Annotated in this window: 10 protein-coding genes and 3 pseudogenes; all 13 read left to right on the top strand. The window is 71.3% G+C overall.

Translation table 11 applies throughout. The annotated features are described in order from the left end of the window. Nucleotides 1–378: 378 nt before the first annotated feature. The 13 genes and pseudogenes from L2X98_RS04900 (at nt 379) to guaA (ending at nt 16,439) form a co-directional block, all read left to right on the top strand. The gene (locus tag L2X98_RS04900) at nt 379–1,551 is read left to right on the top strand and encodes a hypothetical protein (protein ID WP_259612506.1); all 1,173 of its coding nucleotides are present in this window, start codon (nt 379–381) and stop codon (nt 1,549–1,551) included. Next, nucleotides 1,434–3,539, top strand: a complete 2,106-nt coding sequence (locus L2X98_RS04895; protein WP_259612505.1) for a hypothetical protein — start codon at nt 1,434–1,436, stop codon at nt 3,537–3,539. Before L2X98_RS04900 ends, L2X98_RS04895 begins: the two co-directional genes overlap by 118 nt. A gap of 8 nt (nt 3,540–3,547) precedes the next feature. Continuing rightward, nucleotides 3,548–4,357: a hypothetical protein gene (locus tag L2X98_RS04890; RefSeq protein WP_259612504.1), complete on the top strand. Its 810-nt coding sequence runs from the start codon at nt 3,548–3,550 to the stop codon at nt 4,355–4,357. A 158-nt stretch (nt 4,358–4,515) separates the two neighbouring features. Further along, nucleotides 4,516–4,701, top strand: a pseudogene (locus L2X98_RS20100) (hypothetical protein); the annotation flags it as partial. A 379-nt stretch (nt 4,702–5,080) separates the two neighbouring features. After that, a complete protein-coding gene (locus L2X98_RS04880) occupies nt 5,081–5,704 on the top strand; it encodes a calcium-binding protein (protein ID WP_354002997.1) in 624 nt (207 codons plus the stop codon). After that, the gene (locus tag L2X98_RS04875; RefSeq protein WP_259613195.1) at nt 5,680–6,531 is read left to right on the top strand and encodes a hypothetical protein; all 852 of its coding nucleotides are present in this window, start codon (nt 5,680–5,682) and stop codon (nt 6,529–6,531) included. Before L2X98_RS04880 ends, L2X98_RS04875 begins: the two co-directional genes overlap by 25 nt. 4 nt (nt 6,532–6,535) lie before the next feature. Then, nucleotides 6,536–7,591: a hypothetical protein gene (locus L2X98_RS04870; RefSeq protein WP_259612503.1), complete on the top strand. Its 1,056-nt coding sequence runs from the start codon at nt 6,536–6,538 to the stop codon at nt 7,589–7,591. A 111-nt stretch (nt 7,592–7,702) separates the two neighbouring features. After that, nucleotides 7,703–9,643, top strand: coding sequence for a hypothetical protein (locus L2X98_RS22115; RefSeq protein ID WP_435526249.1), 1,941 nt, complete (start codon nt 7,703–7,705; stop codon nt 9,641–9,643). After that, nucleotides 9,567–12,350: a DUF7507 domain-containing protein gene (locus L2X98_RS04865; protein ID WP_435526268.1), complete on the top strand. Its 2,784-nt coding sequence runs from the start codon at nt 9,567–9,569 to the stop codon at nt 12,348–12,350. The genes L2X98_RS22115 and L2X98_RS04865 overlap by 77 nt, the downstream gene beginning before the upstream one ends. A 95-nt stretch (nt 12,351–12,445) precedes the next feature. After that, nucleotides 12,446–13,563, top strand: a pseudogene (locus L2X98_RS04860) (GuaB3 family IMP dehydrogenase-related protein). A gap of 67 nt (nt 13,564–13,630) precedes the next feature. After that, the gene (locus tag L2X98_RS04855) at nt 13,631–14,380 is read left to right on the top strand and encodes an SURF1 family protein (protein WP_259612501.1); all 750 of its coding nucleotides are present in this window, start codon (nt 13,631–13,633) and stop codon (nt 14,378–14,380) included. Between the two features lie 9 nt (nt 14,381–14,389). Beyond that, nucleotides 14,390–14,856: pseudogene (locus L2X98_RS04850) on the top strand (DUF3817 domain-containing protein). Then, on the top strand, nt 14,853–16,439 hold the full coding sequence (gene guaA / locus L2X98_RS04845) for a glutamine-hydrolyzing GMP synthase (protein ID WP_435526248.1): 1,587 nt from the start codon (nt 14,853–14,855) through the stop codon (nt 16,437–16,439). The pseudogene L2X98_RS04850 and the gene guaA overlap by 4 nt, the downstream one beginning before the upstream one ends.

Here is a 16,439-nt window from a genome sequence, read left to right as displayed (position 1 = left end):
CGGCCGACGACGTCGTCACCGACCCGAGCGGGCAGATCCTGGCCGCCACCGCTGTGGGCGATGCCGGCACCGGCAACACCACCGACCCGAGCCGGCCCACCAGCACCACCGGCAACATCGACATCCACGGCGACTGGCACCCGGGCGTGAATGACGCCACCGCGAACGAAGGCACCATGATCGTGCTGCGCGGCGAGATCACCGCGGCCGGCCTGACCCGGGTGTTCGGCAACGGCGACGACGACCAGATCAGGTTCGACCAGACGCTGCTGGGCGGCCAGACCCGCGCCTACGGCTCGGCGCAAGCCCACCGCCTACCAGGGCTTCGCACCGGCCGGCGACGGCGAGGACACCCTCACCGTCTATCTCCTGCAGACGATGCCGCGCGCCGGCACCACGCTCACGCTGGACGGACAGGGCGACACCGATCACTACGTCGTCTACACGCACGGCAGCGAGCACGGCGACGCGCACTACGTCATCAACGTGCTCGACAGCGGCGCCGCCGCGGACGGCGTCGACACGCTGACCGCGTACGGCGCCGACAGCACCGCGAGCGGCATCGACCCGAGCACCGGGCGGCCCTACCCGACCGACGACATCTTCCTGCTGCGCGCCGCCTCGTACCTGCCCGGCGAATCCGCCGCCCGTCCCGACGTGTACTGCGGCACCGCCGCCGACGGCGGATGCACGAACCACCCCGCCTACATCGCCGTGCTGCACCCGGCGCCGGGCTCGGGCGACCCGCTGACCGTGGCGCAGACCTCGGGCTACGCCGGGGTCACCGAGCGCATCGCCTACGACAACGCCGTGAACGGCATGCTGAGCGTCTTGGGGCTCGGTGGCAACGACCACTTCGCCGTCGACGACAACGCCGCGATCACGAACCTCGACGGCGGCGCCGGCGCCGACTCGTTCCAGATCGGCCAGCTCTTCGGCATGCGGCGCGACGCGGCGTACAGCGGTCTGTCGCCGGCGGACTGGTTCCCCACCGTCGCCACGACCCGCGGGTATCTGTCCCGCGGCGCCAGCGCCCCCCTGACCGCACAGGGCGGCAGCGGCGACGACACGTTCAGCGTGTACTCCAACCAGGCGGCGCTCCGGCTGGAAGGCGGCGCCGGCAACGACCTGTTCCTCATCCAGGCGTTCGCCCTCGCCCGCACCGACGCGCACGGCACCCTCATCATGGGGCCGGTGTTCACCGGCACCGTCACGGTCAACGCCGCGGCCGGCACCCTCACCCGCAGCGACGGCGGCAGCTTCATCGCCGACGGGTTCGCCGTCGGCCAGACACTGGCGGTCGCCGGCGCAGGCGTCGGCAACGACCATGACGCGGCCCACGCCGCCGTCATCAGCGCGGTCACCGCCACCACGATCACGCTCGCCACGGGGCTCACGGTGGCCGCGCCCTGCAGCACGGCGGCACGTTCGCCGTGTCGCTCAGCTCGGGCCCGGTCACCCGGACGACGCTCACGATCGCCGCCGGGCCGGCGGCGGGCACCAGCACCATCACCCGGGCGGCGGGCAGCTTCCTGGCCGACGGCTACCTGACCGGTCTCGCCATCGGGCTGGTCGGCACCGGGGCCGACGACAACGTCGCCGGCTGCCAGGTCACCGCCACCCAGCCGTGCCTGCCCTACGTGATCACCGAGGTCACCGCGACCACGCTCACCGTGCAGGCGGTGCTCACCCCCGGCGTGTTCACCGCCGCGACGGTCAGCGGCATCCTGCCCAGCCCCGTGCTGACCACCGGCTTCAGCACCGCCGCGCAGACCGATGTGCGATCCGGTGACGGCGACGACCAGGTGTCGTACAACATCAACGCGCCGGTGTCGGTGGACGGCGGCACCGGGTTCAACAAGATGGTCGTGCTGGGCACCGAGTTCGCCGACCACATCGTGGTCACCGCCGCCGCGATCTATGGCGCGGGCATCGCCGTCAGCTACGTGAACGTGCAGGTCGTCGAGGTCGACGCCCTGCAGGGCGACGACACCATCGACGTCCTGTCCACCGCCCTGGGTGTGGTCACCCGCGTGCTCGGGGGCCTGGGCAGCGACGTCATCAACGTCGCCGGCGACGTCGTGGGCGACGTGGTCAGCCGCGACCCGAACGGCACCCACTCCACGATCAATGAGCTCGTCAGCTCGGCCGACCCGGCGTATCGCAACGTCGTGGCCGCCGGCACCCCGGTGTCGGTCGCCCGCCCCACGCAGGGGGCGGTCATCATCGACGAGACCGGCGGCGTCACCTCGGTGCGTCGGCTGAGCGGTGACAGCCCGATCGGCACGCTGGACTCGTACGGCGTGCGGCTCGCGTCCGCCCCGACCTCGGACGTCTGGATCACCGTGTCGGCCGGGCTCAGCCCCGACGAGACCCGCCCCGGCGCCGACACCGTCTTCCTGTGCACCGGAACCGCCACCGCCTGCTCGACGCCCGCCGACTTCTTCCGCACCGTGTACGTCGACGGCGTGCCGCAGTACGAGGGCCTGAACGGGCCGGGGGTCGCCAACCGGTCGATCGTCCTGCACTTCACCGCCACGGACTGGAACATCGCCCAGACCGTATGGCTCGCCGCCGCCAACGACACCACACCCCAGGGCGACATCGTCGTGGCGATCGCGCACTCGGTGATCAGCGCCGACCCGACCTTCGCCGGCGCCGTCGTGCGCGACGTGCTGGCCACCGTGCGCGACAACCTCACGCCGGGCGTCGAGATCGTGCAGCAGGATGCCGCCGGCCAGCCCGACGGCCACACCACGGTGATCGAGGGCACCACCGTCACGCAGCTGACCGACACGTTCACCCTGGCGCTGGCGCACGCGCCGACCGGCACGGTCACCGAGATCATCACCCCCACCGACGGCCGGGTGATCCTCTCCAGCACCGACGCCCGATTCTCGCTCGGGGCCGTGGTCGGCGGCATCCAGACGTACCTCGTCACGTTCAGCGCCGCCGACGACACCCCCGTCACGATCACGGTGCGCGCCGCCGTCGACTTCCGGCGGATGGATCCCGCCTATACGACACTGCAGCTCACCACGCTCGGCACCGGCGCCGGCCGCGACGCCACGTTCGACGCGGTGACCGGGCAGCTGGACGTGCTCGTCTACGGCGACAGCACTCCCGGCGTGTACACGGCGCCCACCGGCGGCAGCACCGTCGTCAGCGTCGCGACCGGCGGCAACCCGGGCGTCACCGACACGTTCACGGTGCGGCTGCTGTCGGCCCCGACCGCGCGGGTCACGGTGGGCCTGGTCACCGACGGCCAGGTGCTGATCACCACCGACTCCGGTTGCGCGACCAGCGTGCTCGGCCGGGTCTGCCTGGTCACGATCAACGGCACCCCGACGCCGGCGGTCACGTTCGACGCGACGAACTGGTGGATCCCGATCACCGTCACCGTCTCGGCCGACAGCGGCTACGTGCTGCCGGCGGGCCGCGCCGACCTGTACACGTTCCCGAAGGCGCCGCACCTGCTGTCGGCGATCCGCGGCCCGCTGCTGATCGACGGCGGCACCGGCGGCGAGCAGCACCCCTGACCACCGCGGTGCTGCTGCCCGCCGAGATCGACACCCCGCCGTTCGGCATCGGCCAGCAGCCGTCCGAGGCGCGCCAGGTCGACGTGCTGAACGTGTTCGACGACGGCAGCTTCGCCGACCACACCGGCGACCTCACCTCGACTGCGCTGACCGGCTTCGGCATGGGCCCGGGCGTCACCTACACCGGCCGCACCTCGTTCGGCGAGCCCGGCTCGTACCCCGGCGGCATCTCGTACGGCACGATCACGGTCGACGCAAACGGCGACTTTGTGACGGATGCCTCGAAGACGACGATCGAGGTGCTGAACATCATGCTCGGCCAGGGCAACGACACCCTGACCATCCACAGCACGATGATCCCCGGGCCCGACCAGCCCGCCGACGACAAGCTGCCGGTCGGCATCCCCGCCCTGCACGGCGGCCTGACCCTGGTGCAGGGCGGTGGCAACGCCCTGCTCGCAGGTGACCGGCACGTTCACCTGGGCGCTCGGCACCGGCGGCACCGCCACCCTGACCCGCACCGACGGCGCGTCGTGGCACGACGCCGGCTTCGCGGTCGGCCAGCGCATCACGCTGCCGGGCAGCGTGGCCTACGGCGCCTACACGATCACCGGGTTCGGCGGCACCGACGGGCAGACGATGCCTGCGCGGGTCCGCTGTGGGCGCTCCGGCCGCCGGCACCCTGGCCGGCACGGTCGCGGTCTACGACCCCGCGTCGCCCCAGACCGGCTACGTGCGCGTCGGCGGCGACCACATCGTCGTCCTGGACGGCCCCGGCATCGGCGCCGGTTCGCCCGGCCCGTCCTCGCCGCTCGTGATCTACGGCGACACGTCGCAGGACGGCGTCTGGTACAGCGGCAGCACGTCGCAGCCGTCCGGCCACGACTTCGGGCCCAAGCCCACGATCGAACCGGTCGGCAACGCGCCCGACTACGTGTTCCCCATCGCCCAGACCTTCACTTACGCCGGCAACGACATGATCGACGCGAGCGCGCTGGATGCCGCGATCCCGGGATCGGGGCTCCCGTCGGTGGGTGTGACGATCTACGGCGGCGCCGGAGACGACACGATCCTCGGCAGCCAGGCTGGCGACATCCTCGCCGGCGGCTCGGGCAACGACCTCATCCTCGGCGAGCGCGGACGCGACCTCATCTACGGCGACTCCGGCGTGAACATCGACGTCATCACCCGTGTGCTCACGGTGGCAACGGCATCCACCAGTTCGCTGCCCGACGCCGACAGCCTGGTCGCCGGCCACGACGTGCTGATCGGCGAAGGGCTCGGCTCGGCCCCCAGCGGCGCCGTCACGCCGGGGGATGCCGACAGCTCCGACGAGGACGTCATCTTCGGCGATCACGGTGCGGTCGTGCAAGACGTGCAAGACCAGCGCACCTGGGCGCTGGACGAGGCCACCGGCACGTTCGTCGAGACCACCGGCACCCGGCCGCAGCGTCTGCAGACCACGACCGAGCTGATGTCGCTGCAGAGCGTGCAAGCGCAACGGTGCGGGCGACACCCTCGAGGGCGACCTCGGCAACGACATCCTCATCGGCGGCGGCGGCAGCGACACGATCTGGGGCAACGACGGCAACGACCTCGTCTTCGGCGACTTCGGCGGCGTGTTCTGCACGCAGCTCGGCACCGCCCCCACCGACCCGACGCAGACGAACCCCGGCTGCCGCATTCAGGCGAGCCTGCTGCCGTTCGACGTGCCGCTGAACGACCACACCTTCGGCTGGACGTCGCTGGACACCCAGTCGGCCGCCAACTGGGGCAACGACCTGATCAACGGCAACGCGGGCGCCGACATCCTCATCGGCGGCGCCGGCAGCGACCGCATCACCGGCGGCGCCGGCGACGACGACATCGTCGGCGGCAACACCGGAGACGCGATCGCGGGAGTGGCGAACACCGGCGGCGCCGGCGGCTACAACGGCGGCGTCGACCACAGCGGCAGCCCGTCGCGTACGGCGACGTGTTCGACCAGACCGGCGGCACCGGCGGCGCGCGCAGCGCCTGCACCACGGCGGCCGCCTGCCGCTACGGCGACTTCCTCGACGGCGGCGCCGGCAACGACGTCATCGCCGGCGACAACGCCACCATCCTGCGGACCGGATCGACGTCCAGCGCCCGCATCCGCGTGCTCACCGGCACCCGCATCCTGAGCCCGGTCGACGGCTCGTCGCTGATCGCCGGCACGAACCTCGGCGCCGGCACCCTGCCGTGCCAGTGGATCGACCCCGACGGGCTGACACCGGCCGCATGCGCCGACTACGGCTACCAGCGCGACCCGCGCGGCGCGCACGTGCGATACATCCAGCTGTACGACCAGAGCTTCACACCGCCCGCCGGCACCTTCTCCGACAGCGACATCGCGGGCGGGGCGGGCGACGACGTGCTGTTCGGTCAGCTCGGCGACGACTGGATCCAGGGCGACGGCTCGGTCATCGACGACGCCGGACGCATCACGATCGACGTGCAGACGCGCGACACGGTCACCGATCGGCGCTCGTCTGCGGAGGATGCCGCAGGCCCGGGCAGCGACGGCGACGACTACGTCGAAGGCAACGGCGGCGCCGACGTCATCTACGGCGACCTCGGGCAGGACGACCTGGTCGGCGGCAGCTTCGACCTGTTCGGGCTCGTCACGCGCGATCAGCGTCCCGACGGCGCCGACACGATCTACGGCGGCGCCGGCACCCGCACCGCGCTGAACGACCCCGGCGACCTGTCGGCCGCCGGCCACGCCCACGACGCCGACGTCATCATGGGCGACAACGGCGACATCTACCGCCTCGTCGGCACCTCGGGCAGCGCGACGCGCGACGCGTACGGACGGGCCAAGCCCGCCCTGGCATTCCTGACGTTCACGTACGACACCGGCACCGAGAAGATCGTGCCGCGCTCATACAGCTCCCTGGACTACACGGTCGGGGTCGCGGCATCCACCGACATCGGCGCAAGCCGATCTGATCCACGGCGACGCCGGTGACGATGTGATCCTCGGTGAGCTGGGCGCCGACGTGCTCGCCGGCGACGGCCAGGACGACACCATCATCGGCGGCACCGGCGATGACCGCGGATACGGCGGCACCGGCGATGACCGCATCCTCGGCGACGACGGCTACTTCGCCGTCAGCCGCAACGGCCTGACCGAGCCGCTGTGGGGCCTGACCGCCCCGAACAGCACCGATGTGCTGCTGGCGTTGCCCGGCCCGTACACGCAGGCGACCACTTTCACCGCCGGTGCGCTGTTCAACCAGGCGCGGCTGCTCGGCTACGACGGCAGCGACCCCACGGTGGGCGGCTACGCCGACATCGTCTACGGGGGCCTGGGCAACGATTGGATCCACGGCGAAGCCGGCGACGACGCCATCTCGGGCGCTGCCCCGCTGCCGTTCTACTACCGCGACATCCCGCAGTCGGCCCTGCTGTCGACGTGGGGCATCGACCCGTCCGACCCGCTGGCGTACAACCCGGCCACCACGAAGTTCGCCGACTACAACGCCGACGACCCGTGGTCCAAGGTCTACGACTGCACCGACGGCACGAAGGACGTCGGCGTCGACGGCACCTGCGCGTCGGGCGCGAAGGTCGACTTCTTCTTGAACTTCACCCCGTATCTGCTGGATGCCGCGGGCCACCCGGTGCTGGATGCGGCGGGCAACGTCATCAAGAGCACGGACGGCTGCGACATCGTCTACGGCGACAACGGCAACGACTGGCTCGTGGGCGGCACCGACAGCAACTGGCTGTTCGGCGGATTCGGCGACGACCTGCTGCAGTCGTCGCAGAACCTCGAGACCGACGGTGAACGGGGCCGACGGCCCGAGGACGCCCTGTGGTCCGACCCGACGTTCGCGTATGGCGGGGCGGGGCGCGACGTGCTGATCGCCGCCAGCGGCCGGGCGCGCATGTTCGACTGGACCGGCGAGTTCAACAGCTTCATCGTGCCGTTCAGCCCGTTCGGCGCCCCGGTGGTCAACCGAGCCCGAACCCGCACATCCAGGCGTTCATCACCGCGCTGTCGGTCGCCGGCGGCCAGGATCTGACATTCACCCCGAACACGCCGCTGGACGAGACGGCGATGCCGATTCCGGGCGGCTCGTACTTCGGCGACCAGCACGGCGGACCGCGCGACCCGCAACCGGGCAACACGCCGGGTGTGCAGATCGACTACCGGGGTCTGGTCGACCTCGGCTTGCAACTGCAACCCGCTGACCACGATCGGCGTGCAGGGCGCCGTCGACGCCGTCGACTCCCGGCATCCGACCGCCGTCGAAGACGCCGACGCGGCACCCGGACCGACCCTGCCCGTGGGCTCGCCGCTCGTCCTGACCTACCTCGTGACCAACAGCTCGACGGTCGCCTTCCGGCTCGTATCGATCACCGACGACAACGCGACGCCCGCCGATACCACCGACGACTTCCACCCGGTGTACGTGTCGGGCGACGCCAACGGCAACGGGCTGGTCGACCCCGGCGAAGTGTGGCTGTTCACCGCCGTGGGCGTGGCCGGCGCCCCGCAGACCGTGCTGGCCGGCGGCCACGAGCACGTCGTGGTCGTCGTGGGCTTCGACCCGGTCGGGCGCGTGCAGGTCACGGCCGCCGACCCCACCGACTACACCGGCACCCGGCCGACCGTGCAGATCTTCAAGGACGTCAACGCAGCCTCACCGTTGCACCCGACCGTGACCGAGCAGGCCGACGATCAGGTCACCGCGCCGCACCTGGCCGCCGGAGCCGCAGTCGTCTACACCTACCGGGTCATCACGAACTCGCCCACACCGGTTCGGGTGGTCGGCGTCATCGACGACAACGGCACCGCCACCACCGCCGACGACTGGTCGCCGGTACCCGTGCTGGTCACGTTCCGCGGCGCGCAGTACAACGCCGGCGACACCGACTTCGACGGCGTGCTCGAAGCCGGCGAGGTCTGGCTGTACACCTCGGCCGGAGTCGCCGGCGCACCCGCCGTCGCGGCGCAGGGCTGGCACGGCAACATCGGCACCCTGACCGCAGCCGACGGCACGGGCGGGACCTACACCGCCACGAACCCGGCGTGGTACTTCGGCGACTCGGGGCTGAGCCTGGTCAAGGCCGTCAATGCGGCCGATCCGCGGCATCCGACCCCCGCCGAAGACGCGAACAGCACCGGGCCCACCGTCGCGGTCGGCTCGCGCCTCGTCTTCACCTACCTGGTCGGCAACTCCAGCGCCGGCGCCATGGTGATCACCGGACTCGTCGACGACAACGGCACCGCAACCACCGCCGACGACGTCACGCTCGCGCAGATGACCCCGCTGTCGGGCGCCGACGGCGTGCACAACGCCGGCGACCTGAACACCAACGGCCTGTTCGACGCGGGCGAGACCTGGATCTTCCAGTGGACGACCCCTGCGAAGCTCGGCGGGCCCTTCGTGAACACCGCGACCGTGACCGCCACCAATGGTGCCGGGCAGTCGGTGACGGCCGCCGACATCGCGCAGTACACCGGCCTCGGCGCGCACATCACGATCCAGACCGCGGTGAACGCGGCCGACCCGCAGCATCCGACGGTCGCAGAGGATGCCGACGCCGCTCCTGGTCCCCATCTGCAGGCGGGCACGACCGTCGTGTTCACCTCCCTGGTCACCAACGACGGGGCGCTTGCGCTGACCGGCGTGGTGGTCACCGACGACCATGGCACCGCGAGCACGGCCGACGACTTCACTGCGGTGGCGGTGCGCGACGCGAACAGCTGCATCGTGGGCGACACCGGCTTGCGACGGCGTGCTGGGCGTCGGCGAGACCTGGCTGTTCACCTCGACCAGTGCCGTGACCCCCGCCCTTGCCGCGGTGACCGGCCTCTACCGCGACGGCTCCTCGGTGACCGCGCAGCCCAGCACGGGCGCTGCGGTGACCGCGACCGACCCCACCTTCTACACCGGCAGCCCGGCTGGCGGCATCCGTATCGTCAAGGCCGTGAACGCGGCCAACCCGGGCGCTCCGACTGCGGCCGAAGACGCCAACGACCTGGCGAGCCCGATGTACGTCGCCGTCGGCGGCACGGTCGTGTTCACCTACCTGGTCAGCAGCCCGAACAAGGTCGCCATCGCCGGTAGCGCGCTGCTGCTCGTCGACGACAACGGCACCGCCACCACCACCGACGACTTCACGCCGGTGGCGGTGACCGTCACGGTCAAGGTGAAGGGCAAGCTCGTCACCTACAACGCCGGCGACGCGAACCGCAACGGCATCCTCGACGGTGCCGAGGTGTGGCAGTTCACGTCCGCCGGGGTCATTCCGGGCATCGCCGCGGCCGGCCTGCACGGCAATATCGGCACCGTGTCGGCCGTGGTCGGGGGCATGGCATATGTCGCCAGCGACCCGGCCTGGTACCTCGGCGTGGTCGCGCAGGTGCAGATCGCCAAGGCGACCAACGCGGTCGACCCGCGGCATCCCACCACCCTCGAAAGCGGCGCCGACGCTGCCCACCAGCTCGTCCTGCCGCTGGGCGCCGCCTTGACCTGGACGTACCTGGTGACCACCCCCGGCGTCGTGGCGGTGCGCGTCACCTCGATCACCGACGACCGCGGCACCGCGAGCACCGCCGACGACTTCCACCCGCGCTACCTCGCCGGCGACGCGAACGGCGACGGACTGCTCGATCCCGGCGAGGTGTGGCTGTACACGTCGGCCGGCGTCATCAGCGCCGCCGTCGTGGCCGGGCAGTACGCCAACACCGCGACCGTCGTGGTGACCGAGCCCCGCACGGGCGCGGAGGCCACGGCGACCGACATCAGCCACCACTTCGGCGCCACCAGCGCGATCTCGATCCGCAAGGCCGTCGACGCCGCCGACCCCTGGCACCCCACCGTTCGCGAGGACGCGAACACGTCGGGGCCGGTGCTGGCCGTCGGATCGACCGTGACGTGGACCTATCTGGTGACCAACACCGGCACCACGGTGCTGGATGTGACCGGACTGGTCGACGACGGCGGCACCGCCGACGGCAGCGGGGCGTTCGCCGTCGAGCAGGAGTGCGCGGGCGCCGCCGGCGACGTCAACGGCAACGGGATGCTGGACCCCGGCGAGACGTGGTGCTTCACGGCGACCGGCACGGTAACCGCCAGCGCGTACCGCAACACTGCGACGGTGACCGCCGACGTGGTCGGTCAGGCCGATCAGTCGGTGACCGCATCCGATGTCGCCACCTACACCGGCACCGTGCCGGGCATCATCGTGCGCAAGTACCTCGACGGCGTGGCGGCGCAGACGAAGGATGCCGCCGTGCTGGTCGCTGCCGGAAGTCACGCGACGTTCACCTATCGAGTGTCGGTGACGACCGCTGTGGCGCTCGCCGACGTCGTGCTGGTCGATGACAACGGCACCCCGGACGACACGTCGGATGACGTCACTCCGAGCTACGTGTCGGGCGACGTCAACGTCAACGGACTGCTCGACCCCGGCGAGGTGTGGATCTTCAGCGCACCGCACCTGGTGCCCGTCGGCGCGTATGACAACGTGGTGCGCGCCCGCGGCGACATGGTGGATTCTTCGGTGCGGGTGTGGGGCGCCGACATCAACTACTCCTTCGGGGTCGTGACATCCATCATCGTCGGCAAGGCGGTCAACGCCCTGGATCCGTGGCATCCGACCAGCATCGAAGACGCCGACACGCAGCCGGCCAAGGAGCTGCTGGTGGGCACCACCGCCGTGTGGACGTATCTCGTCACCAACACGGGCAGCCTCGCGGTGATGTTCGCGAGCCTGCGGGACGACAACGGCACGCCCGCCGACACGTCGGACGACTTCGCACCGGCCCCGGTGCTGGTGACCTGGGCGGGCGCCCAGTACAACGCCGGTGATCTCGACCACGACGGACTCATGGATGTCGGCGAGACCTGGCTGTTCCGGGCGACCACGGTCGTCGGCGTCGGCGCCTATCGCAACACCGCTGCCGCCGTGGTCACCGAACCGGTGACGCACCAGGCGGCCACCGGCAGCGACGTCGCCGGCTACTACGGCAACGGGTTCGGCGAGGGCCTCACGCCCGGGTACTGGAAGAACCACACCGCGCTGTGGCCGGCCCAGTCCGACGGCACCCTCATCTTCTCGCCCGACCAGCTGCTGACCTCGGTGTTCACCGGCGTCCCGGACGCGATGGCGGGGCAGACGCTGCTCGATGCGCTCAGCGCCGGAGGCGGCGGAGTGATCGCGCTGTTCCGGGCCGCGGTGTCGGCGCTGCTGGCGACGACGAGTCAGTACATCTCGTACCCGCAGAGCTCTGCGTGGGTCATCGCGACGGTCGACGCGGCGCTGACCTCGGGCGACGCCGCCCGGATATCCACCCTCGAGGGCCTGCTCAACGGCTGGAACAACTACGAGGCGGACCTGACGCCGCCGACGGTGCAGGCACCGACGGGCATGGCGCCGCCGAGTGCCGTGGTCGTGCAGGCGGCGGCGACCGTCGCGGCCGTGAATGCCGCGGCGGCGCCGGCAGGTCAGCCGGATGCCGCGGCGGCGCCGGCAGGTCAGCCGGATGCCGGCTCGTCCGTCGACCTGACCGCGGCGCCGGCCGCAGCCGTATCGCCCGACTCACCAGTTGATCCAGTGAGCGGATCAACTGGTGAGCCTTCGGCACCCACGGTGTCTGAGGCATCCGCGCCCACCGTGGCCGCGGCGTTCGCACCGACCGCACCGGACCAGACACCGGCACCGCTCGCACCCGGCTCCGACCCGACGCCGCCGCCGAGCACCGCCACCGCGACGATCAGCGGTCGCTCCCACCGGCGCAGTCGGGAGCCCGGCGCCCCCGCGCCGCGATGAGGCGGCGCGCACCTCGGTCCTCCCTCCCCGTCGACCGGGCGACGGGGAAGCCTCGCGTAGGCGGTGGATGCCTCGCGTAGGGTGGAGGAGTGAGCATGGAGATCGAGCTCGGTCGCGCCAAGCGCGCCCGCCGGGCGTACACGTTCGATGACATCGCCGTGGTGCCCTCGCGTCGCACGCGCAACCCCGAGGATGTCTCCACGGGCTGGTCGATCGACGCCTACCAGTTCGACATCCCGGTGATCGGCGCGCCGATGGACTCGGTGGTCAGCCCCCAGACGGCGATCATGCTCGGTCAGCTCGGCGGGCTCGGCGTGCTCGACCTGGAAGGCCTGTGGACCCGGTACGACGACCCCGAGCCGCTGCTCGTCGAGATCGCCGCCCTCGCCGACGGCGACGCCACCCGGCGGATGCAGGAGATCTACTCCGCGCCGATCAAGCCGGCGCTGGTCCGCGACCGGATCGCCCAGATCCGCGAGGCCGGCGTCACCGTGGCCGGCTCGCTCACCCCGCAGCGCACCCAGGAGCTCTACGAGACCGTCGTGGCCGCGGGCGTGGACCTGTTCGTCATCCGCGGGACGACGGTGTCGGCCGAGCACGTCTCGTCGGTGGCCGAGCCGCTGAACCTGAAGAAGTTCATCTACGACCTGGACGTGCCGGTCATCGTCGGCGGGGCCGCCACCTACACCGCGGCGCTGCACCTCATGCGCACCGGCGCGGCGGGCGTCCTCGTCGGGTTCGGCGGGGAGCGGCATCCACCACCCGGGCCACCCTCGGCATTCACGCGCCGATGGCGACCGCGGTCGCCGACGTCGCCGGCGCTCGCCGCGACTACATGGACGAGTCGGGCGGCCGGTACGTGCACGTGATCGCCGACGGCGGCGTGGGCACCTCGGGCGAGCTGGTGAAGGCCCTCGCGATGGGCGCGGACGCCGTCATGCTCGGCGTCGCGCTGGCGCGGGCCACGGATGCCCCGGGCCGCGGGTTCCACTGGGGCGCCGAGGCGCACCACACCCAGCTGCCGCGCGGACGCCGCGTGCCGGTGAGTCGGGTCGCGTCGCTCGAAGAGGTGCTGTACGGACCGGCCCCGGTCGCCGACGGCACCGCCAACCTCGTCGGCGCGCTGCGCAAGTCCATGGCCACCACCGGGTACTCCGACCTGAAGGAGTTCCAGCGCGTCGAGGTCGTCGTGGCCCCGTACGGGGTGGAATGAGCGAGACCCGTCCCGGGACGGACGACCTCCCCGAGGTCTTCCCGCCCACGCTTGCGCGAAGTCCTGCTTGCGCCCGCGGTGGCTCGCGATGCTCGCCCTGTGCCTGATCGTGGCGGGCGTGTTCGCCTGGCTCGGCCAGTGGCAGCTGGGCCGGGCGCTGGACACCGTCCCCGTGGACAGCGGCCAGACCGAGCGGGTCGTGCCGCTCACCGACGTCGTCGAGCCCGGGGAGTACCTGAACGCGCCGCTGGTCGGACAGAAGGCGACGACGGACGGACACTTCGTGGCCGACGACTTCCTCATCGTGTCGCGCCGGATGAACGGCGACGCGGAGGGGTTCTGGGTCACCGGGCAGTTCCGGGTGGATGCCGCAGCCCCCACCTCGCTCGCGGTCGCGCTGGGCTGGGCGCCCACCCGGCAGCAGGCGCAGGATGCCGCGGCCGCCCTGAACGCCGAGGCCGGGCAGGCCACCTCGGTCACCGGGCGGGTCGTCTCGGACGAGGGTCCGCAGGTGCCGCCGCGCGACGATCCGCTGGCGATGACCACCATGTCGCCGGCGGCCCTGCTCAGCCGCTGGCACGACATCGCCGGGCTGGACATGTACCGTCCCTACCTGATCTCGGACGCCGCCCCCGACGGCCTGGTCACGATCGCAGCGCCCGCCCCGGAGGGGCAGAGCGGGCTGAACTGGCTGAACCTCTTCTACGCCGCCGAATGGGCGGTCTTCGCCGGCTTCGCGTTCTACCTCTGGTACCGGCTGGCCCGGGATGCCTGGGAGAAGGAAGTGGAAGAGCTGGAGGAGAACTCGCCCGGATAGGATGGGGGCATGCCCCTCGCCCCGAAACTGGCGTCCTTCCCTGCCATTCGTGGCGCCCTGAAGCTCTACCAGATCTGCTCTGTCATCACCGGCACGTTCCTGCTCTGCTGGTCGCCGAGATGGTGATGAAATACGGCTTCGGCCAGGAGCTGTTCCTGGGCGGCACCGGCGGGTTCCTGTACCTGTCCCCGGTAAGCTACGATGGCCAGTCCACCGGCGACGGCCTCAACCTGAACATGACGATCCTCGTGATCCACGGCTGGTTCTACGTCGTCTACCTGTTCAGCTGCTTCCGGGTGTGGAGTCTGATGCGCTGGCAGTTCTGGCGGTTCATCATGCTGGCCGCCGGTGGCGTGGTCCCCTTCCTGTCGTTCATCATGGAGGGGATCGTCGCCCGCGACGTGAAGCACTACCTGTCCGAGCGTGAAGCCGCAGCATCCGATGCCGGCGCCCCTGCCACCGAAGGAGCCCGGTGACCGAACAGACTGAGACCTCCCAGCGGCCGGTCCTCGTCGTCGATTTCGGAGCGCAGTACGCGCAAGCTGATCGCGCGACGCGTGCGCGAGGCGGGCGTGTACAGCGAGATCGTCCCGCACACCGCCACCGCCGCCGAGATCGCGGCGAAGAACCCGGTCGCGCTGATCCTGTCCGGCGGACCGTCGTCGGTGTACGAAGACGGCGCCCCGAGCTCGACCCGGACGTGTTCGACCTCGGCGTGCCGACGCTGGGCATCTGCTACGGCTTCCAGATGATGGCGCGCGCGCTGGGCGGCGAGGTCGCCAACACCGGACTGCGCGAGTACGGCGCCACCGATGCGCGAATCGTCGGCGACGGCGGCGTGCTGCTGGGCGGTCAGCCCGTCGACCAGAACGTGTGGATGAGCCACGGCGACCAGGTGGCGCAGGCGCCGGCCGGCTTCACCGTGCTGGCCTCCACGCCCGCCACCCAGGTGGCCGCGTTCGGCGACGACGAGAAGTGCTTCTACGGGGTCCAGTGGCATCCCGAGGTGCGGCATTCGGCCCACGGCCAGCAGGTGCTGGAGAACTTCCTGCACAAGGCCGCGGGCCTGGCCGCCGACTGGAACAGCGGCAATGTGATCGCCGAGCAGGTGGAGCGCATCCGCGCGCAGGTCGGCGACGCCCGGGTGATCTCGGCGCTGTCCGGCGGCGTCGACTCGGCGGTCTCGACGGCGCTCGTGCACGAGGCGATCGGCGACCAGCTGACCGCCGTGTTCGTGGACCACGGTCTGCTGCGCAAGGGCGAACGCGAGCAGGTGGAGCAGGACTACGTCGCCTCCACCGGGGTGCGGCTGATCACCGTGGATGCCGCGGACACGTTCCTCGAGCAGCTGGCAGGCGTCACCGATCCCGAGCAGAAGCGCAAGGTCATCGGGCGCGAGTTCATCCGCGCGTTCGAGAAGGTGCAGCGCGACCTCGTCGAGGAGGCGCGGGCCGAGGGCGGCGCTCCGATCCGGTTCCTCGTCCAGGGCACGCTGTACCCGGATGTCGTGGAGTCCGGCGGCGGCACCGGCACGGCGAACATCAAGAGCCACCACAACGTCGGCGGGCTGCCGGAGGATCTCGACTTCGAGCTCATCGAGCCGCTGCGCACGCTGTTCAAGGATGAGGTGCGCGAGATCGGCCGCGAGCTCGGCATCCCCGAGGGGATCGTCGGCCGTCAGCCGTTCCCCGGTCCGGGACTGGGCATCCGCATCATCGGCGAGGTCACCCGCGACCGCCTGGAGATCCTGCGCGACGCCGACGCGATCGCCCGTGAAGAGCTGAGCAAGGCCGGGCTGGACGGCGAGATCTGGCAGTGCCCGGTCGTACTGCTGGCCGATGTGCGCTCGGTCGGGGTGCAGGGCGACGGCCGCACCTACGGGCATCCCGTCGTGCTGCGTCCGGTCTCGAGTGAGGACGCGATGACCGCGGACTGGACGCGGCTGCCGTACGACGTGCTGTCGAAGATCTCCAACCGGATCACCAACGAGGTGCGCGAGATCAACCGGGTGGTGCTGGATGTCACCAGCAAGCCCCCGGGCACCATCGAATGGGAGTAG

It is taken from the genome of Microbacterium elymi (assembly GCF_021582895.2).
Lineage (GTDB): Bacteria > Actinomycetota > Actinomycetes > Actinomycetales > Microbacteriaceae > Microbacterium > Microbacterium humicola.
This window is presented reverse-complemented; position numbering and strand designations above follow the sequence as displayed.

Excerpts from the sequence above, each read along its gene's own strand:
- L2X98_RS04900 (WP_259612506.1), top strand. The coding sequence starts at position 379 with ATGCCGCGCGCCGGCACCACGCTCACGCTGGACGGACAGGGCGACACC.
- L2X98_RS04865 (WP_435526268.1), top strand. The coding sequence starts at position 9,567 with ATGTACGTCGCCGTCGGCGGCACGGTCGTGTTCACCTACCTGGTCAGC.